The organism is Chitinophaga sp., from assembly GCF_017745275.1.
Lineage (GTDB): Bacteria > Bacteroidota > Bacteroidia > Chitinophagales > Chitinophagaceae > Chitinophaga.
The window spans coordinates 247,431-268,221 of the sequence record NZ_JAGHZS010000005.1 but is presented as its reverse complement, the minus strand read 5'-3'; the positions used below and the strand labels follow the sequence as shown (position 1 = coordinate 268,221).

Genomic DNA, 20,791 nt, shown 5'->3' with positions numbered 1-20,791 from the left:
CTGCTACTTAATGGTATCGCTTACTTTACCGCAGGTCAGCATCTGGTTACCGAAGTAAGGATTTTTAATGGCGTTGCTGCTGCTGAGCCAATAGGCTTTTTTCATGGGGCAATATTCCTGGTATACTGGTGCGGCAGATAAGGATACTGCTTTCGCCAGTGTATAAATATTATCTGAAAGTGTTTTAAAATACTCCCGTTGTTTGCTGATTTCTTTAGTACCTGCAATGGCTTTGGCATCGGCTACTAATTTATCGGATAAAGGCATGTAAGCATTGTGATCTGCCGCAGGCATCGCCTTCATATCTACGCTGGCTGCTGCCTTTACAAATTCTGCTGCTTCAGCAGCGGCGGCGGTGGCATTGCTGCCAATCAATGCATCCTTCAGTTGGTAGTAGTGTGTTAACAAAGGAGATAGTTGAGAAGAAGCTGCTTTGTCCTGTGCTTTGCCCTGTTGGAAAAACCCGGCTACTAAAACCATTCCAGCCAGTAATATCTTTTTCATGTTATATCGTTTTATTGTTTTTAAGAATTGATGCGTTGATATTATGATAATGCTTCTGCTTTATAACCAGCTTTTTCTATGGCCACTCTTACTTCGCTTTTATCCAGGTTATCTTTTGCGATGGTGAGCACTTTGTCCGGGCTGTTCAGGTCTACTTCCCAGTTGTCGGCGCCTGCCAGTTCATTTAATACAGGCGTTACCGTTGCTATGCATCCTGAACATTTTATATTGGTTTTGAATTGTACTGTTTCCATTTTATTTAATTTTTTTTCGAGATGATTGTTTGTTTGATGATGTAAAATTACGTTGGAAGGAACCGGGGATTGTTACACAATTTATAATTCCTTTTATATAATTATAGTTGGGTCATTTTAAGACGTAAACTGTTACTTACCACGCTCACAGAACTCAATGCCATGGCTGCACCGGCAATCATTGGGTCCAGCAGGAATCCGTTGACCGGGAATAATACACCCGCCGCAATGGGAATACCGATGACATTATATATAAACGCCCAGAAGAGATTTTGTTTAATCGTGCTCACAGTTTTTCCGGATAATTTAAATGCCCGGGGAATGCTGTTCAGATCTGAGGTGATGAGGGTCATTTTGGCAACGTCCATCGCAATATCAGATCCTTTACCCATCGCGATGCTTACATCTGCCTGTGCCAGGGCCTGGGAGTCGTTGATACCATCACCCGCCATGGCTACTACTTTGCCGGCCTGCTGTAACTCTTTTACAAATTCGGCTTTATAAGAAGGCAATACTTCTGCTTTGTAATGTTTAATCCCTACCTGTTGGGCTACTGCGGCTGCAGTGTGGGCATTATCGCCGGTAAGCATGTATACTTCAATACCGCTGCGTTGCAGGGTTTCAATAGCCTGCCTGGAGGTAGCCTTGATTTTATCGGCGATGGCAATCACGGCCAGCAGTTGTTTGTCGACTGCAAAATACACCACGGTGTTAGCGGCGGCCTGCAGTGCAGCAGCTTTTGCTACAATAGCAGCATCGAGTTGTACTTTATGTGCACCCATCAGCTTCGCGTTACCCACGTACCAGGTACTGCCTCCGTAGCGGGCTTCTACCCCCTGGCCGGTAATGCTTTCAAAATGATCCAATGCTACCGGTGTAATATTCTTTTCCTGTAAATGTGCTACTACAGCTTCTGCCAGCGGATGCTCTGACTGGCGCTCCAGTGCATATAATACTTTTTGCGCGGTATCTCCTTCGGCATTCCAGATAATATCAGTGACTACCGGTTTACCTTCGGTGATGGTACCGGTTTTATCCAGTATCAGCGCATTTACTTTATGTGCCAGCTCCAGGCTTTCCGCATCACGGATCAGGATATTATTTTCGGCGCCTTTACCTACTCCCACCATGATAGCCGTAGGGGTAGCGAGTCCCAATGCACAGGGACAAGCAATGACCAATACTGTAACAGCGGTCAGCAATGCATGACTAAAGGCATTATCTGTTCCCAGTATCATCCAGGTAGCAAAGGTTAAGATGGCAATACCAATGACTACCGGTACAAATATGCCGGCAATTTTATCTACCAGTTTCTGTACCGGTGCTTTACTACCCTGTGCTTCCTGTACCATTTTGATAATTTGCGCCAGCAACGTGTTGGCGCCCACTTTCTCCGCATGGAACTGAAAACTGCCTTTCTGGTTAATAGTACCTGCAAACACCGGTTCTCCGGCCTTTTTAGCCACAGCTACCGGTTCTCCGGTGATCATGCTTTCATCTACGTAAGAAGTGCCGTTGGCTACTTTTCCATCTACCGGGATTTTTTCACCGGGTTTTACCAGCAGCAGGTCGTTTACCTGTACCTGTGCAATAGGAATTTCGGTGGTATTACCATCACTGCCTACCAGCAATACGGTTTTAGGTTGTAAGCCAATCAGTTTTTTGATGGCAGAAGAAGTATTGGATTTTGCTTTTTCTTCCAATAATTTTCCGAGAGATATAAACGCAATAACCACCGCTGCTGCTTCAAAATAGACGTGTGCATGCAACCCGCGCTGGTGCCAGAATTCAGGGTAAAAGGTATTGAAGGCACTGAACAACCAGGCAATACCGGTACTCAACGCTACCAGCGTATCCATGTTGGCTTTACCGAATTTGGCTTGTTTCCACGCATTCACAAAGAAGTGACGTCCCAGGAAAAACACTACCGGTGTGGCAAAGGCCATCATGATATAGTTACCATAAGGCATATCCATGAAAAACATGCCGATGATGACTACCGGGAGTGATAATACCACCGACCAGATCGTTCTTTGTTTGATATGCTGGTAATGCTTTTGCTGTGCGGCTGCCTGTTCTTCTTCCTGGTTTTCTTTATTGATGAGCAAATCGTAGCCAACGCTGCGAACGCTGCGCTGCAGGCCTTCCGGCGTTACTACTGAAGGATCATATACTACCCAGGCGCGCTGGTTGGCGAAGTTCACGCCGGCATCAGATACGCCGGGAACAGATTTCAGCATAGATTCCACGCTGATGGCACAGGCGGCACAGGTCATTTCCAATACCGGGTAAGATTCTTTTATCTCTTGTTTCTTATGTGCAGCAGGCTGCACGGATATAGCGATTGACATATTTCTAACGATTTTATGCAAAGCTACTTCCAACGCGAAGGGAAACTGTTACACTATTCAGGGTTATTTATATATAATTTTAAGTCGTAGCAGACCACGGCTTTATCATAAAAGTTATAAAATAAAAAAACGCTTCCTTACATTTATAACCGCATAGCGATTCCACGCATTTCTCTTGATAACGACAATTAGCACAAACATGAAAAAAACAGTTTTGTTACTGGCCACCACTATGATTACTTCCGTTGGGTGGGCCAACGTTCGCCTTTCCAATATCTTCGGCGACAACATGGTACTACAGCGCGACAAACCCATCCCGGTGTGGGGCTGGGCAGATAAAAATGAAAAGGTCACCATCCAGTTTAACGGACAAACGAAAACCGTTAAAGCAGACAAAAACGGGCAGTGGAAAGTGTTGTTGAATGCGGAGAAAGCAGGCGGTCCGTATAATTTGTCGGTACAAGGCCGGAACAATATCACCCTGCACGATATCCTTATGGGAGATGTATGGGTGTGCAGCGGCCAATCCAATATGGAATTCGCTGTTAACAGCGTGATTGACGCAGACAAAGCGAAAGCGGCATCTGCAAACCCCAATATCCGTCACTTCTATTTACCCAAAGATATTTCGGCCACGCCTAAGGCAGATGTCAAGCCAGGCGCCTGGAAGGCCGCCAGCCCCGAAAACACAGGCGATTTTACCGCCGTTGGTTATTTCTTTGCCAAAGCCCTCAACGAGCAATTGCATGTCCCTATTGGCCTTATACATACTTCCTGGGGTGGTTCCATGGTGGAGACCTGGATCAGCCCTGAAGGCATGGCCAACAACGACATATTCAGTGAGTTCGTAAAAAATGCGCCGGTATTGAATATCGACTCTTTTGCGGTGGCCAATAAAAAACGTATTCATCAAATCATCGTCAACAAACAGGGTGAACTGCCGGATGCTGCAACCGCTGCAGGCTGGTCGGCCGAAAACGTGGCTGATCAGTCATGGGATAAGATGAAAGTACCCGGTGCCTGGGAAACCCAGCAGATCGGCGACTTCGACGGCGTTATCTGGTTCCGCCGCAGCTTCGACATTGCTGCCGCCGATGCCGGCAAACCCGCGGAACTAAGCCTGGGTACTATCGACGACAACGATGTGGCCTATATCAATGGCACCCGCGTAGGTGGCACCAATGCGTACAACGCTACCCGCCTGTACCAGGTTCCTGCCGGTATATTAAAAGCCGGTAAAAATACCATTGCGGTAAGAATAGAAGATACCGGCGGTGGTGGCGGTTTTACCGGCGATGCATCCGAGATATATGTAAATATCGCAGGCCGTAAACAGTCGCTGGCGGGCGATTGGGCATATCGCATGGCGTCTGCGTTTATCCCCGATGTGAGTGTAGGCCCCAACAGCTATCCTTCGCTGCTGTATAATGCCATGATCCATCCCATATTACCTTTTGCCATCAAAGGCGCTATCTGGTACCAGGGAGAAACCAATGCCGGCCGCGCTTATGAATACCGCAAATCATTTCCACTGCTCATCAACGACTGGCGCAGGTTATGGCATCAGGGCGAATTTCCTTTCTACTTTGTACAACTGGCCAGCTTCAATGCGGCCAACGGCAACAGCCAGCGCGGTAGCACCTGGGCAGAGTTAAGAGAAGCACAAACGCTGACGCTAAACGTTCCTAATACAGGCATGGCCGTTATTACGGACATTGGCGAGTCGAAAGACATTCACCCCAGGAACAAACAGGATGTAGGAAAAAGACTGGCAGCCGTAGCCCTGCACAATACCTATGGTGAAAATAACGTGTACAGTGGCCCCACGTATCAGTCCATGCAAACCAATGGCAATAAAGTAACACTCAGCTTTACCAACATAGGCGGTGGCCTTACTGTAAACGACAAATACGGCTATATCCGGGGCTTTGAAGTAGCCGGCGCTGATCAGCAGTTCCACTATGCCAAAGCCTATGTAACAGGCGATAAGGTAGTTGTATTCTCAGAAGAAGTCAGTAACCCGGTAGCAGTACGTTATGGCTGGGCAGATGATAACCTGGAAGATAACCTCTTTAACAAGGAAGGTTTCCCGGCAGCACCATTCCGCACCGATAACTGGAAAGGAATTACCGAAAATGTGAAGTACGTGATTGGCAGATAAAGTAATGTTTTTGGGAGATAGATACCTCCGTATACATGCGCGGTAAACAATTATCGCCCACGGTCACCGGCAAAGACATTCCGGCCAAAAGTAAATGCCGTCCCAGCTTTCACTGAGACGGCATTTTTTATACAGCATATAGGTATTTATTCAATAAAAAATACTTTCCTGATTTTTCCATTTTCCACCTGGTATATCGCAGTACCGCCCCTTGTACCATGATCGTCCAGGATATGCTCCTTATCAATCACAAAATTCCCTTCCACTATCCGCTTATCAATGCGACAATGTAATAAACGGGCCAGGTCAAAAAAGAAATAAGCCTTCCGCAGGTCTTCTTTTCCATGGCGCAACAGTTTACCCGGAAAATCATACAGCGCTGCATCATCGCTATAGGTGTTCAGGAATGCTTCCATATTACGGCTGTTATAAGCGTTCAGTTGTCGCTGTACCAGCGCCTCCGGACTTTGATGTATAAGTGTATCCGGTGCTATCACGTGTCCGTTGCGAACTACCAGTTGAATATGTTCAAGCTGGTGCAGATCCGCCACCGGATCGCCATTGAGCAGTACCATATTCGCCGGCTGCCCTACGCCGATATTACCCGTGTAGCCGGAACGGTCCAGGATAGCCGCCGGATGAATGGTAGCAGCCTGTAACACCTGCCAGGTATTCATGCCGCTTCGCTGCATTTCCAATAGCTCGGGCAGCAGGCTTACAGCATGCAAGGTGCCAATATTGCCGGCATCAGATCCACTCACAATGGTTACGCCTGCATCACTCAGCTTTTTAAGATTCTTCGCACGAATATTGACTTTGGCCGCATTCGGGGCAGCACGGGCCAACGATTTTAATTTGTATTGTTGTGCAAGTACCGTGTCGGGCAATTGTTTCAGATCATACAGGCTACCCAGTGCAAAGGGTTCTGCATAGATCAACTCATGGGTAGTAAATTTGCGGGATTGATCAAATGTATACTGATAGCCGCTTTCAATCGTTAGTGTCGGGCAAAGGACTACTTTCTTCTTTTTGAGCAGGGCTACAAATGCATCATCTATTTCCTCATTTTCCACGCTATGCACCAGGAAATTGGCGCCGGCTTCCACCGCCAGTTGTGCCCGCTCCTTCCCTACGGCATGTACTGCCACCCGTAAGCCGTGACGGTGCGCTTCCTCAATAACCGCAGTAACCACCGGCTTATGCGATACTGCTGGTTGATCATCTAACAGGAAGATGAGCTTGATGAGATCAGGATGGTATTTTAACTGCTCCTGTACCAACCGGCGCCCATCTTCCGCAGTAGCTGCCAGCATAAAGGGCGTATCATCCTGCAAACTATCATACGTAGGTATCAACCCCGTAGTAATGATAGGACCTGCCATATGCACCTCCGGCGTTACATTCGACCCGGTAAAGGTTTTGATATGATTCAGCAGGTGATAAGTGGCGCCCACATCAAAAACCGTGGTGATACCGTTTTGTATATACCGGCGCAACTGGTCTCCGAGGCCGGCATGTATCTCTTTTATTTCATCGGAATAGGGTTTGATCCTGCGCAGATCAATCATATCCGGCCGGGTATACAATCCGCCGCTTTGAAAAAAATGTACGTGGGCGTCAGTGAGTCCTGGCAGGAGGTATTTTCCGGCAGCATCAATTACCGCTACATTACCCGGTGCTTTGCTGCGATGGATGGCAGTAACGAGGTTGTTTTTGACCACCACCGTCATGTTGGGCTGTATGGTCTTCCTGGCGGGATCTACCAGGTTCACGTTCGTAATCCAGGTCTCCTGTTGCGCGAAAAGAATGGATGCTGGCAGGCAGGCAATAGCTATTAGTATTATCAGGCGATTCATCATACCTAAAAGTACACCCGGCTGTGTAGCCCGTATGTGCCAAAATGCTCAATTTTAGCATCCGACAGCGGCATGGGGAAGGTAAAGTGTTGACGAAAAGTGATAACTTTAATCTGCCAGCGATCTTTTACTATGTATTATACTCATCTTCCAGACCATACTAAACCCGGCTTTGATGAAGCACAACATTTTAACAGCTTCCGCCGGCACAATATCATCTTCAATGCCGCCAGCAGTGAAAGCTATTGCGAAGACCATGTCGGTTGTCTTTCCATTAAAACGGTATTAAGCGGAACAGAAACTTATGGAGTGGAGGGCCGCCAATTGACTGTTCACCCGGGACAGTTCCTGGTATTAAATAATGAGCAACGCTACTCTTCCCGTATTCGCAGCAAAGAAACCGTGCAGTGTGTATCCATCTTTTTCAAAAATGAGTTTGCCGCCACGGTATTTTCCGACACACAACGTGATGATGCTTACTGGCTGGATAACGCCGGCACCAGCTCCCACCGCCTGCCGGAATTTTTCCAGATGCTTCGCCCCATCACACCGGCATTACACCAGCAATACTCCAGTCTTCTTTCCATGTTGAACACCAACGGATACGAAGAAAGCATGACCGACGAATATCTCGTATTCTTCCTGCGCCACCTGATCATAATGCATGGCGGGGACATCACTGCCAGCAACCAGGTAAAAGCCATTAAAGCAGGTACCCGGAAAGAAATATACAAACGATTATGCGTAGCCAGGGATATATTACATTCCACACCCGGCCACCAGATTGATTTAAGCCAGATCGGCGCCCAGTCCGGCTTATCGGTGCCTCAACTGGTCCGGCAGTTCAAAGCTGTTTTTCATACCACCCCCTACCGATATCTAAGCAACATCCGGCTACAACAGGCCGCCCACTTACTGCAACGCACCAACGAACCCGTACAGGATATTGCCTGGATGTGCGGATTTGAAAGTGCAGGCGCCTTTGCCCGCGCATTCAGAGCCGCTTATGGCGTACAGCCCACCTTTTTCAGGGCAAACGGATAAATTGAGCATTTTAGCACAGTGCCCGTGTGCATACATCCCTACTTTTGGGTCTTTATTCCGCCACACATGATCAAACTTTTCATCCCGGTATTCATATCTCTGCTCTGCCTGCAGCAAGCCACCGCACAGCAGATCCCTCTTTACGAAAACAAGGCGCCCAATGCCCGCAACATCCCGGCGGACTACATAGAACAAACAGATGCCGATAACTGTGTAACCCGGATCACACAACCCGCACTCATTCCTTTCTTTCCCAAAAAAGAAACAGCTACCGGCACCGCCATCCTTATTTTCCCGGGAGGAGGCTACCGCCTCCTGTCACTTTCGGCATGTGAAGAGATAGCCAGGGCGCTTACCCTGGAAGGCATTACCGCTTTTATTGTGAAATATCGGCTGCCAAACGACACCTTCATGGTTAATAAATCTATCGGCCCCCTGCAGGATGCGCAGGCTGCCATTCAACTGGTGCGGAGGAGAGCCGCAGAATGGGGAATAAACCCGGCTAAAGTAGGTATGATGGGACTTTCCGCAGGCGGACATCTTGTATCAATGGAAGCAACGCAGCAAAACAGGATCGTTATCGATAACAAAGAAAATATTTCCCTTCGTCCTGATTTTATAGCGTTATTATACCCGGTTATCATTTATGACCCCGCCATTCCCCGGACCCGGGAAAACCTGATCGGGAAACAGCCCTCGCCGGAGTTGTTGCACCTATACAGTACCGACCAACACGTGAACGCTGCTACCCCGCCCACCTTTATGGTACATGCCGCAGATGATACCGTCATTCCCCTTAAAAACACCCTTTCCTTTTTTAATGCGCTGTTGCAAAACAAAGTGAAAGCAGAAATGCATATCCTGCAATCCGGCGACCATGGCTTTGCCCTTACAGATTCCAATAGCAAAGATCTATGGTTTAAGCTGTTCAAAAGTTGGCTGAGAGAAAACGGGTTCTAAGGACACCCACGAATAAAAATAGCTGCCCCTTTTGAGGCAGCTACTTCTTTTTATATCATTATTTAAAACAACGATGGCGCCGGTAATAACACCACCTCTTCTTCCGCCACCACCGCGGCCAGCGTTGCTATCAGTTTTCGTACCTGCGTTTCCGTTTCAGGATCAGTAATCACTCCCTGATCATTCACTTTCCGCTTTACACCTGGCACAACTATCTGCGCATGCTCTCCTATTTTGGACTCTATAATGAGTAAAGTTCCCAGCAGCGACTGATGCGCCTTAAATCCCGAAGTCCCCGCGGTAATCAATGCCACCGGTTTACGGGAAAAGTGCATAGAGGAAACGGTCCAGTCGATCGCATTCTTTAATGTACCCGGCACACCAATAGCATACTCCGGCGAACAAATTAACACAGCATCCGCCCGCGTCAGTTGCTCGCGAAATTGTTGCACAGGTTCCGGCGCACTTTCCGGCAGCATATCCAAATCCGGGTTGAAGTGTGGTAAGCCCGTCAACCCATCCCATAGCTGTACGTCGAAGATATCTGCACTCAAAGTAGTAATAGCTTTGATGAGATGGTGATTGGAGGAAACCTCGCGGGTACTGCCGCAGATAGCCAATACTTTTATTTTATTGCTCATGATGAGAGATCTGGTTAAGTGGGCTCAAATATAAATTAATCCGAAGGAAAGAAAGGATGCAGTGAGGAGAGAACATAATTTAAATAATCCCTCTTTCTCGCCAGTTGGCTACTTGTTTTTCAGGCATACCGCCATCCTTTAATACCTCTGCTAAATCATCCGCCATACTCCAGTCTGCAGCAAAAGCAATGAAATCTTCTGTGACAGGTAGCTTAGCTGCCACAAGTCCGGCTGTTAATAATTGACCTACTCTCCTGATCATGGCCTCTGCCGGTTCATAAATATCCTGGGCTTTCAAATCTGTAGTAAAAGCTGTAAACAGATGATCACTTTTCTGAGGAATTAATTCAATATAGTCCGAATCGCCTCCTATTACCAACAAAGCAAATAATTCTTCTTCTCCGTTTTCCTGCACATATGCTCTCCAGTTGGCCTGCGATACCACTCTCAACATAGGCATATAATTAGCAATGACACGATAACCTATTTCTAACACTGCCAATGGTACATCTACGTCATAGGCGACCAACGTATTCACGACATCCGCTGCCATTCGATGCGCCACTTCTTCCTGCAATTCTTCCAATGTAATATCTGTAATAGGCTGCGCGTATAAACATCTGCGTGAGCCATTAGGATCAATACGCGTTATATTATATAAATCTCCTGTGGTTGTATAAGTGTAGGTGTTAGTACTATAATGCTTTTCTTTCCCGTAAGTAAATAGACAATCTGCATACGCAATGTGATCACCTTCATAATGGTACTGCTCCACTGAACAAATTACTGCTGATGAATCCTTCATCAGGCGCCTCAACTTATCTTCTTTAGTGTTGCCAGGATTCTTAACACGCCATGTTCCTCCATTAATACTAAATCTTTGATAACTCACTTTCCGACCATCCTGGTAGACAATCCTCACAATACGATTAGGAATAGCAGCATCAATATCGTAATCCACATACTCAACCAGCCCATCGGAATAAGTAAAAAAACCTTTCCAGATATTTCTTCCGTTATAATAACAAGGTCTTCCTACCGCATCTAACCCCCAGGTAAAATACTCCCCTTCTGATGGAGGTTCATTTAGCAGCCCTTTTCCGGGAGGAAATCCCTCTTTAGTATAAGTTGATAAGTCAAACATGAAACGATCTGCATACACCCAACTAACAGTCTGGTCTTGATAATTTTCCAATGTGTTTATTTCATCATATGCGGTTAGCCATCTTGCTAATAGTTCTTCTTTCAATGCTTCTAAGGTCATGCGGAATTTATCGGTTTCTGTAAATTTCCTGAAAAAACCCAGTATTTCCTATCCCCTCATTTTTTTGTATGTTGCACTATTCTACGTAAACCTATAGTCGATTGTAACACGTTGAACATATGAAAAGAAGTACTTTTATTCAGCAGGTCACCACAGGCATCATTCTTCCGTCTCTCCTTGGCGCCAATAAATTACTGGCCGGCACCACCGATACTTCCTTTGCAGATAAGCTGCTCACCGCACCCGTAGGCGGCGGTTTCAAAATGGATGATTACTGGGTATGGGATCCGTCTGTTGTAAAAGGAGAAGACGGGCAATATCATATGTTCGCGTCCCGCTGGTCGAAAGACCTGGGCTTCGGTAACTGGGTGACTAATTCACAAATCGTGAGAGCCACGTCGCCCACACCGGAAGGGCCTTACACCTTCGCAGAAGTAGTGCTGGCGCCGCGCGGAAAGGATTACTTCGACGGGCTGGTAACACACAATCCAAGGATCGTAAAATATAAAAATAAATACCTGCTCTACTACATGGGCACCTCTTACGATTTCAAAGTACCCGATAACCGCGAAGATGTATGGGCCGATGGACGCGCTCAGCGCGCCTGGATGCACAAGCGTGTAGGCCTGGCCGTAGCCGATTCCGTTTTCGGTCCCTGGAAACGCATGGATCACCCGGCAATATCACCCCGCCCCGGCAAATGGGACGCTTCTATTACCTCTAATCCATCACCGGTCATTAAACCCGATGGCAGCGTATACCTGATGTACAAGTCTTCTTCCAAAGACCAATCGCCTCCACTACTACTGGGCGCCGCAGGCGCAAAACGTTATGATGCGGCGTATGAAAGACTGTCTGACAAACCCGTTTTTTCCTTTCACAGCAAGGAAAACATGGACAATGATGTAGAAGACCCTTTTGTATGGTGGTCCGGCAAACAATATGAACTCATCATGAAAGACCGCTTCGGGCATATTTGCGGAGAAGAAGGCGGCGGCATTCATGCTACTTCTAAAAATGGTGTCGACTGGAAACTATCCAGCCCCGTAAAAGCCTATTCCCGTATCGTGAAATGGAATGATGGTACTACTACACACCAGGCAAATTTTGAACGACCGTTTCTCTTATTTGAAAACGGCAAACCTACGCACCTGTTTGCAGCTACCGGCTCCGGCCCAAGACCGTATGAAGTAGATAAAACCTGGAATATGGTTATCAACCTAAAATAAACCTATGACACAAAATATTATCGCTACTTTTCTCATCCTGGCTGTCATCCTCGCCATCTTTGGAGTGTGCTATTTCCTTTCCCGGAAAATGTACCGCGCATTTGAGCCCAAAGGCAGAAAGACAGCCATTGCAGCTGCCTTCATTACTTTCATTCTCTGTATAGCCATCATCCTGGGTATTTTGATATATATAACCGAACGACAGCTTGCACTAGAAAGAGCATAATTTTTTGTAAGATGCTATGAAGTAGCACTAAACGAAAAATAATGGGAATAATTGTATTGGCACCTTTGTCACTTATCATTGCTATATGAGTAGCCGTTTTAATTGCTAAAAAAATACATCCGCTACTCTCCGACATAAACGACACATTGGCGATGGCGATTACGGTACTCGCTTTTTTAGCGGCAGCGGCGCTTATCATGGCGGCATTATGGTTTCTTGTACTTACAAAGATTCATTTTGAAAGATAACTACCTGTTTTAATCCGCAACCGGCAGCAAACATTTCTCCGTCTGCCTACAAGGATGTAAGTCGCTTATTAGCCCTGGAAGTAAGATAAATCCATCCTTCCGCCAATAGTAAATTGGGCACAAACCCCAGCCACGCATCAATCATGTATAAGGTCAGCGGATCAATATCAAAACTATGCGATAATATTTCCTTCCAGGTTCTGAGCGTAATCGCAGAAAGTGTTAGTGCATAGCTGCGGATCATAAAACGCCGGTGTGCAGGGATATCGCCTCTTTTGGCGGCTGCAACACCCTGCCAGGTAAACCAGCACCATAAACAATCTAATATCACAAAAGCAATCTTAGACGGCAATAAACCATTGGCATAAACCGCCATAATTAAACCTGCAGGAAAATTGATCAGCATAATATTCCAGGCATATACCCGGCCCGCCACGCGGTGCAACTGCCGACGCTCTTGTAATACCTGCCCGGAAAACTGTGTAAATCCCGCCAGCAATGCCACTATAGCCGAGAATACATGTATGTAAAAAGCAGCCTTCCAAACTTTATTATCCAGGTAATCCTGCTTCAATAACAGAAACCCTACATCATCCCGGAATGAAGCATACCCCATAATGGTTCTCAACATTAAAAAAGTAGCTGCACATAATAACAGGTAAACAATAAAGGAAAGAAGTACCTGGCCTATAATTTTCAAGTATCCGGATTTTTCTTTCAAAATACCATTTTTCTAAAAACAGGGGTATATAAACAATTGTTTTTGTAAAATTGCAGTAGCTAAAACAATCTCCGGTTGGTTATGAAAAGATTTAAAAGCATAGCAGGTTTGTGCCTGCTGATGATGAGTATTAGCATACAACTCCCAGCACAGAAGAAAATAACAGGTATCTATTCCAGTCTGAATGATTACCTCAATAATCAACTTCGTTATCACGACAATAGCGCGAATGCCAGCATTAAGCTATATACGCTGGCGCCTAAAAGCTATGTCACTATTCGCTATAAAGACAGCATCCTTCAACTGAATAAAAGCAACATCTTCGCCTACCGGCTTACTAACGGGGAAGTATATAGGGTAATAGGCAACCACAGCTACCAGGTACTGAATAACAATCCACAGTTGTTGTTATATAAAAGGAAGATACCGGCCTCCCCTAAAGAAGGACCTGCTGATCAGTTCAAATACTATTTCTCCGCGGCCAATGGCCAACTCCAGGCATTAACTGCCTGGAATGTAAAACAGGCGTTCCGGGATCACCCCACACTGGCTGACCAGGTAGACGCACAGTTTAAACGGGATGCGGAACTGATGAACTATGACAGCTTTCATCAAATGTATAAACTGGAATGGTTGCTAAAATAACTACCGGTGCAAGGCTTTTAAGATGAAATCCACGATAGGCGTAGGATCCGGGAAGCTATGCGGATGATGTGCAAAACCCGGTTTATGCATCACCGTTATATCGCCACCGGCTGCACGTACTTTGGCTTCAAAAGGAAGCGTATTTTCCGCCGGGATTACATCCCGGTCCTCATCTGCCAACACATGCAACATGGGATATTTACCTTTTACAATCTCATCGACTTTATACAATGGACTACCTTGAAACGCCAGCGCAGCTGAGTCAGACGTCAATTGATAATCTTTCTTAAATACTTCCCACTCCCCACGGCTGGCGGATTGCTTTTTATACTGTATGCCCGGCCAGCTCGTAAGGTCCAGCACAGGATTATCTACATACACAGCAGCCACCTTATCCGGGTTTGCCGCAGCCCAGTTATACACGTAGATACCGCCCCGGCTCATCCCTTCCATCACCGCCTTCTTCGCCAATCCTTCGCCATGCAGCATCGCATAGAAATCATTCCATAGTTGAATGGCTTCTTCATTACCAAATAATTCCGACGCATCACAATACACCACGTGGAAACCTCTTTCCAGCAAGGCAATATCTGTTTGTGGTTCATGCCCCCAGAAGCGGGCCCGCCAAATCCAGGGGCGGCCGGCTACTTCCCGTGCCGGCGCCACCACTTTACAGTCCCGCCCTTTAAATTTAAAATCAGCGCAATGATAACCATAAAACGAACTGATGGTACGCCCGTAAGGCAGCTTGTTCAGCAACCCCAAACCTGGCGCCAGCCGGGTATGAATCACTTCATACAATGTTTTGGCAATCATGTTAGTCCCTTCCAGACCGGGATGGATACCATCCGGCAACAGCGCAGGTTTTCCTATAAACAACGAATTTAGATTTACTACCTCCAGGTATTCATCAAAAGCGACCTGTCGTACCATTGGCAAAATACGTTGAGCAATCACCGGATCCCAAATCTGGGTAGTATCCTGCATAAACGACACAATAGGAAGTAACAACAAAATACGGGGATGTTTAGGTAAAGATTCGAATGCACGAATCATGTCCTGATAGTTCTGCTTATACTCATCCAGGTGTACCCGGTTCACCAGCTTACTATCATTGCCTCCCAAATCTATCAATACAATATCCGGCTCACTCGCCAGGGCTGCTTTATACTCTGGCGTATCCCAATACGAATGATCTCCTTTCTTCAACAATGTTGCACCGCTCACTCCGTAGTTTGTTACGCGATAATCTTTTCCCAGCATAAGTTCCAGCTGAGCAGGATACGACTGTGTTGCCGGATCTGCCAGGCGGGCACCGGCACAGATGCTGGCACCCAGGCAGGCAATTTTAACCGGCTTCGCAGCCACTGATAAATGATAACATAAAATACATAACAATGCGAGGTACCGGAAAGTCATATGCTTCAATTATACGTGGACGAATATCTCCTTAAGATATAAAATAATCCACGTATATCCGTTATAGTTGCTCCTTTACCCAGTAAGGAGTTGCCGCGTGTTGCACAAATCCGCCACTTTCCAGGAAAGCCCTGTTTGCCGCCGCAGGCAGGGTCCATATAGCATCCCGGCCCTTATAGATCGTCATACACTTCTCCAGCAAGGATGTTTCTGCCGCACCACCGGCATAGGCCTCCAGTACCCCGAAGGCTGCCAACTGAACAACCCGTTTATGATCGAATATGGCCGGACGTTCCCCTCCATCTGTCAGAAAAGCAAATCCCGCCGGCTCATCTCCTGCATATACTATCAGCCACTGGCTGGAGAAGCTGTTCATCGTATTCACCAGTATCTTTCTCGTATAAGTGCCGGCGGGTACTACTTCAGGATGCTCCGACATCCAGGTACGAAGCAGGTATAACAATTCATCCAGCATCTTGTCTGATGCCACTGCAAACTTTGTAATCACTTGTGTATGCATATTCCAGCAGTTAAACTTGAGCTACGAAAGTAGCAGCAAGCTGCCATCCGGGAAGATACAGTCAACAGAAATCCAGGCGGTACAGATTATTTCTGATGAGTAGATGCGTAGGTACCTATCTTACGAAGTACCGCTTCTTTAGCGGCAGTATACTTATCCGCAAACACCAGCCGGAAAGAATGCTCAAAAATGGGCCGGAAAGAAAAGGCTGATCCGGGAGTAAATTTCACGCCGATTTGCGCACAATACCGGTAAAAAGCCTTCATATCCTGCTGCAGCGGCATCTGCACCCATAAATGATAACCACCCTGCGGACGGGATAAAACCGTATCCGCCGGGAAATGGGCTTTTATCAACTTAATGCTCTGGTTACATTGCGCCTGCAACTGCCGGCGGAATACCCGGAGATGCTTTTCATACGCACTGCTCTCCAGGATCTTCAACATCGTTTCCTGGTACACCGGCGATACCGCGCTGCCGATCGCAAAACGGATCTGCTCTGCCTGGCGGAAAAAACGCCCGGCCGACAACCATCCCAGCCGGATGCCCGGCGCCAGCGACTTGGCAAAAGAAGAACAGGTCATTACCCAGCCACTGTCATCAAAAGAACGAATCGTGGAAGGCCGCTTTCCATCAAAGTACAACTCACCGTAAATATCATTTTCGATCAGCGCGATGCCGTTGGTTTGCGCCACCTGTAACAGCAAACGTTTTTGCTCGTCTGTCATCAATGCGCCGGTAGGATTATGAAAGTTAGGCGTTACTACAATGGCTTTAAAAGTATGCAACCTACAAGCCTGCTGCAAGGCGGCGATATCAAAGCCGGTACGGGGACGCACCGGAATTTCCACCACGTTTAAACGTAATACACGGATCACTTCCAGCACGGAGAATATGCAGGGGCTTTCAATGGCAATTACATCCCCCGGCTCACATACGGCCGCCAGCGCGATGTATATCGCCTGCAAAGCACCATCTGTAATCAATAATTCACTGGCTTGTAAACGGGTATGATAATGCGCGGCACGTTTGGTGATAGCGGCTCTTAATGCAGCCGAGCCATTGGGAGGATAATATTTCAACAACGCGGCGCCCTTTTCCCGGATCACCTGTTGCATGGTTTTCAATAATAACTGCTGGGGTAACAACAGATCGCCGGGAGCCGCCACATTGAATTCCGATAACGCGCTGCGTTGAAGGTTTTCAGAGGTGATCACTGCCAGGTTAGCATGGAATACCGGGTCCCGGATTACTTTTATTTCACCTTTATCCTCCACCGGCACCGGCCGGGCACTTACAAAATAACCCGACCGGGGCACACTCTCCACCCATCCATTTAATAACAGATCATCGTATGCACTTTGTATAGTGCTTAAACTGGTTTGGTAACGCTCTTTCAACGCCCTTACAGATGGTAACTTATGCCCCGGCAGGTATTGCCCGCCCTCAATGTTACGGACTATATCGGCGGCTATTTCTTCATACTTATGCTGTTTCATCTGGTACTCCCTTACCACTCAAAGGTAGGCGAATTACACAGCTAATTAAAGCGTATTTCATCTGCAAAGACCCAACCCGGATTTCCCTTACCCGGATGCCAGTCAGGAAGCTTTGGAATAGGCGTCATGATCACTTTTATACAAGATAAACTTGTTAGCGGGAAACTGCAATCTATATCCAACGCTGTTACAGGATCGTCTTTCTTGCCGGCAACAGGCATTACCCTTTTCAGGAGTTTCAGGTGTTGCGCATCCACTCCTCCCCATACTTCTATTTTAGCAGGCGGGAAAATATAAGCGCCCACGTTGCTTAAACTGCCCACAGCCACCTGCTGCACCGGAACGGGCTTTTTAAACAGCATCACCACCTCCATTGGTTTTCCATTATAGCCTAACCATTTACCATTACCATGCTCAACGCCCCCTTTCTGAAGATCAATCAGTGTTTTCGGCCCGATGCCCGGATAAGAACTATGCGGTTGGGTAACCAGGAGAATACTGTCAGGGATATACGAAGATTTATAAAAACTATACGTTACAGGTTCACTGGCATACCAGCCTTTTTTACAGGCAATGGCCCGGATAGTGGTGTTTTTGTCTATTAGCAGGCTGTCTTTAAATACCGGCGACTGCGTGCTATCCGGTGCTGAACCATCTGTAGTATAGCGTATTTCCGCGCCCCTGATCGGATGTTTCAGCAACAGCTGTATATGATCCCTGAAAATCATGGCCGTGTTCATCAACTGCGGCTGGTTCAACTTCAACAGATTCCCTTCATCCATAAAGCCTTTGATCACCGCTACCTGTTTGAAAGCGCTCTGGACCTGTTGCAGGTCTGCCGCGGTCAGCGCGGTATTCCACAGGTACAGTTCTTTCAGGGCCGGTGCTTTTTTCAATGCCTGTAGTTCCGCCATCGTTACTGGTGTACCAGACAAAGACAAACTCTCGAGGTGAGGCAGCGACGCCAGTGCGTCCAGCGTTTTCCCCTTCAGGTTCGTAAAGCTCAGGTTCAGTGTTCTCAATTGTTGAAACTGCGAAATGGTTTTCAAATCCGCATCCTGTACCGGCATTTTCTGCAGGTGCATTTCAATGATCTGCTTTTTTAACGGCAGCAGTTCTTCAATGGCTTTGCTATTGAACTGATCTTTGTTATAACAGTTCACCACCAGCGGCGCTGCGTGTAAGGCAATGGGATAAATAACCCGATAGTTGTTATTGAGTTTTTCCACCAGCTTTTCATCTGCTGCAGAAAAATCATGTACCGGCTCTTTTTTCTCTTCCGGCTGTAACATAGTGGCTGCCAGCAAACGTAAACTGTCATGCGCCGGCAATGCCGCTACTTTGGCTTTGAAGTCGGCCCCACCTTTTACCCAGTAATACAGCAACGCCACTTCTTCGTCTGTTAACTGCGGCTTGCCCGCGGGTGGCATATGCTTCTTTGCATCGAGTGGCATATGTAACCTTTCCAGCAACAGGCTCACTTCCGGCTTGCCAGCCACGAACAGCTTACCACTCTTTCCTCCTTTCAACAACTGCTGCGGCAGGTCCATGGCCAATTCCCCTTTTGCTTTACCTGCGTTATGGCAATTCATACATTTTTCTTCCAGTATGGGCTTCACCAGGTGCTCATATACCAACGCCTGATCAAAGGGCACTGCGCCCTTTTTACCGGCAGGTGTCACCGGCGCCATTACAAAGTTCTCACCGTGGGTGATATCGGCTCCCAAATGGCCTGTAATCACCAACAGCAATACGGTGATAACCACTCCTGCCTGCTGCAGCCGCAAACGCGGTGTGGCAGACTGTCCCAGCCAATACAATGCGGATGCCACCCAGCAAATACCTACGCCGCTCCATTTGTGCCATTGCAGGATACCGCTGCCATTGTAACCTTCCTCTTTGGAAAGAAAGAGGCCCATGATAACGGTAACGACTGCACTCAGCGCACCTGTCAGTAATAAAGCAGCAGTGAACTGTTGCTTCCAGGCTTCGGCCGCTGGCTCACGTAAACGGATAAACGTTAATATAGCCGCTACGAGCAGCAGCACTATTGGAAAGTGTAACAGTAAGGGATGCATACGTCCCAATACCTGCAACCAGGGCGGCAATACTACCTGGCTGCTGAAAACGAGTAAAAAGAGAATAAAAATATTTGCGGCAAACAATAGGTTACTACCTGCCGCCTGCCAACGGAAGCGCTGTTTTAATATCATTATACCCTCCTGAGTTTATATGGATACACTTTTCCTGAAGCCCACTGTGCCACATATAAATTTTCGTCATTGTCCACACACACGTCATGAGGATGTACAAATATTTTTTCGGCCTGCTGCATCGGCTGCAACTGGCCATTGGTATATACCGGCGCAGTACCGCCAATATTGGATACTACTTTATTGTTCTTATCCAGGACCGTCACAAAACCACTCGCTTCCTTATCCATATTGGGAGAGCGTAATACTGCCGCATAGAGATGATCTCCCTTGATCACCGGGCGGCAAACGCAGGCGCCTGGCAGGGCAATCACTTCCAGCAGCTTTCCGTCCATACTGAAACGTTTAAAACAATTGCGCGTTCTATCGGTAACAATAAGCGTAGGCGTGCCCTGGCGATGATCTACGGCGATACCGTGGGCATTATCGAGGTGTTCATCTCCCTGACCTCTTCCTCCCCAGATATCCAACAGCTTTCCATTGCGGTCATAGTGCATCACATATTGCGCACCATATCCATCTGCAATATAAAAATCACCGTTAGCGGCTACCGTGGTTTCTGTAGGCACAAACTCTTCTTTCTTCGTATACTTTCCGGTTTCTGCGGGATAGTCGATCGTCATAATGATTTTTCCATCCATGGTAGTTTTATATACCTGGTGTTTTTCGGTATCGGTGATAAACAAAAACTCCGTACCATTCTCATTACTGAGCGTTAAACCATGTGCACCGGGGAACTCATGGCCCCAGTTCTCCAACAGTTTACCGGATTTATTGTAAACGAGAATATTGTTTTTCGTTTCATTGGTCAGCAGGATGATCCGTCCTTTCTTGTCCTGCACCATTTCATGGCAATCTTTCACCGGGTAGCGGCTGCTGTCCAGTGTACCCCATTTCGTATCCAGGGCATAGCGCATACCATTGTGGCCATATACCGGACCTTTAGGCTTCGCAAAAAGATCCCGGGAAATGTAAAAGGAGGCTGTTACTAACGCCGACGCTTGTATGAATTTTCTTCTTTCCATGGTTATATATT

At 47.0% G+C, this 20,791-nt stretch carries 18 protein-coding genes; 6 read left to right on the top strand and 12 right to left on the bottom strand.

What is annotated here, in order from left to right:
• Positions 1-3 precede the first annotated feature (3 nt).
• The 3 genes from J7623_RS16115 to J7623_RS16105 form a co-directional block, all read right to left on the bottom strand.
• Positions 4-504, bottom strand: coding sequence for a DUF3347 domain-containing protein (locus J7623_RS16115; RefSeq protein WP_291922137.1), 501 nt, complete (start codon positions 502-504; stop codon positions 4-6).
• Positions 505-545: 41 nt separating this feature from the next.
• The gene (locus tag J7623_RS16110) at positions 546-758 is read right to left on the bottom strand and encodes a heavy-metal-associated domain-containing protein (RefSeq protein ID WP_291922134.1); all 213 of its coding nucleotides are present in this window, start codon (positions 756-758) and stop codon (positions 546-548) included.
• A 101-nt stretch (positions 759-859) separates the two neighbouring features.
• Positions 860-3,109: a heavy metal translocating P-type ATPase gene (locus tag J7623_RS16105; RefSeq protein ID WP_291922131.1), complete on the bottom strand. Its 2,250-nt coding sequence runs from the start codon at positions 3,107-3,109 to the stop codon at positions 860-862.
• Positions 3,110-3,308: 199 nt separating this feature from the next.
• Between J7623_RS16105 and J7623_RS16100 the strand changes: the two genes are divergently transcribed.
• Positions 3,309-5,270: a sialate O-acetylesterase gene (locus J7623_RS16100; protein WP_291922128.1), complete on the top strand. Its 1,962-nt coding sequence runs from the start codon at positions 3,309-3,311 to the stop codon at positions 5,268-5,270.
• Between the two features lie 146 nt (positions 5,271-5,416).
• Here the strand turns inward: J7623_RS16100 and J7623_RS16095 are convergent, their stop codons facing one another.
• Positions 5,417-7,129 carry an amidohydrolase family protein gene (locus J7623_RS16095; RefSeq protein WP_291922126.1) on the bottom strand — a complete coding sequence of 571 codons (1,713 nt, stop codon included), beginning with the start codon at positions 7,127-7,129 and terminating at the stop codon, positions 5,417-5,419.
• Positions 7,130-7,258: 129 nt separating this feature from the next.
• Here J7623_RS16095 and J7623_RS16090 point away from each other — a divergent pair, with 129 nt between their 5' ends.
• Together J7623_RS16090 and J7623_RS16085 are read left to right on the top strand one after the other, a co-directional pair.
• Positions 7,259-8,170, top strand: coding sequence for an AraC family transcriptional regulator (locus J7623_RS16090; RefSeq protein WP_291922123.1), 912 nt, complete (start codon positions 7,259-7,261; stop codon positions 8,168-8,170).
• Positions 8,171-8,236: 66 nt separating this feature from the next.
• A complete protein-coding gene (locus J7623_RS16085; RefSeq protein WP_291922121.1) occupies positions 8,237-9,130 on the top strand; it encodes an alpha/beta hydrolase in 894 nt (297 codons plus the stop codon).
• A 62-nt stretch (positions 9,131-9,192) separates the two neighbouring features.
• On the opposite strand, the gene J7623_RS16080 is transcribed toward J7623_RS16085, so the two are convergent.
• Positions 9,193-9,771, bottom strand: coding sequence for an NADPH-dependent FMN reductase (locus J7623_RS16080; protein WP_291922118.1), 579 nt, complete (start codon positions 9,769-9,771; stop codon positions 9,193-9,195).
• Positions 9,772-9,850: 79 nt separating this feature from the next.
• Complete coding sequence (locus J7623_RS16075) at positions 9,851-11,035, bottom strand: hypothetical protein (RefSeq protein ID WP_291922115.1); 1,185 nt, start codon at positions 11,033-11,035, stop codon at positions 9,851-9,853.
• 119 nt (positions 11,036-11,154) lie between these two features.
• Between J7623_RS16075 and J7623_RS16070 the strand changes: the two genes are divergently transcribed.
• Both J7623_RS16070 and J7623_RS16065 read left to right on the top strand, forming a co-directional pair.
• Positions 11,155-12,264, top strand: a complete 1,110-nt coding sequence (locus J7623_RS16070; RefSeq protein WP_291922113.1) for a glycoside hydrolase family protein — start codon at positions 11,155-11,157, stop codon at positions 12,262-12,264.
• Between the two features lie 4 nt (positions 12,265-12,268).
• Complete coding sequence (locus J7623_RS16065; RefSeq protein WP_291922110.1) at positions 12,269-12,490, top strand: hypothetical protein; 222 nt, start codon at positions 12,269-12,271, stop codon at positions 12,488-12,490.
• A 294-nt stretch (positions 12,491-12,784) separates the two neighbouring features.
• On the opposite strand, the gene J7623_RS16060 is transcribed toward J7623_RS16065, so the two are convergent.
• Positions 12,785-13,438 (bottom strand): DUF2306 domain-containing protein, encoded by a 654-nt coding sequence (locus tag J7623_RS16060; protein ID WP_291922106.1) that lies wholly within the window; start codon positions 13,436-13,438, stop codon positions 12,785-12,787.
• A gap of 102 nt (positions 13,439-13,540) precedes the next feature.
• On the opposite strand from J7623_RS16060, the gene J7623_RS16055 reads away from it, so the two are divergent.
• A complete protein-coding gene (locus J7623_RS16055) occupies positions 13,541-14,104 on the top strand; it encodes a hypothetical protein (RefSeq protein ID WP_291922103.1) in 564 nt (187 codons plus the stop codon).
• Here J7623_RS16055 and J7623_RS16050 read toward each other — a convergent pair whose 3' ends face one another.
• From J7623_RS16050 to J7623_RS16030, 5 genes are all read right to left on the bottom strand, one after another.
• On the bottom strand, positions 14,105-15,523 hold the full coding sequence (locus J7623_RS16050) for a GDSL-type esterase/lipase family protein (RefSeq protein WP_291922100.1): 1,419 nt from the start codon (positions 15,521-15,523) through the stop codon (positions 14,105-14,107).
• A gap of 61 nt (positions 15,524-15,584) precedes the next feature.
• Complete coding sequence (locus tag J7623_RS16045) at positions 15,585-16,043, bottom strand: hypothetical protein (RefSeq protein WP_291922097.1); 459 nt, start codon at positions 16,041-16,043, stop codon at positions 15,585-15,587.
• An 86-nt stretch (positions 16,044-16,129) separates the two neighbouring features.
• Complete coding sequence (locus tag J7623_RS16040; protein ID WP_291922095.1) at positions 16,130-17,542, bottom strand: PLP-dependent aminotransferase family protein; 1,413 nt, start codon at positions 17,540-17,542, stop codon at positions 16,130-16,132.
• A 41-nt stretch (positions 17,543-17,583) separates the two neighbouring features.
• On the bottom strand, positions 17,584-19,755 hold the full coding sequence (locus tag J7623_RS16035) for an FN3 associated domain-containing protein (protein ID WP_291922092.1): 2,172 nt from the start codon (positions 19,753-19,755) through the stop codon (positions 17,584-17,586).
• Entirely contained in the window at positions 19,755-20,780 is a 1,026-nt protein-coding gene (locus J7623_RS16030) for a 6-bladed beta-propeller (RefSeq protein WP_291922090.1), read from the bottom strand. The genes J7623_RS16035 and J7623_RS16030 overlap by 1 nt, the downstream gene beginning before the upstream one ends.
• Positions 20,781-20,791: the final 11 nt, after the last annotated feature.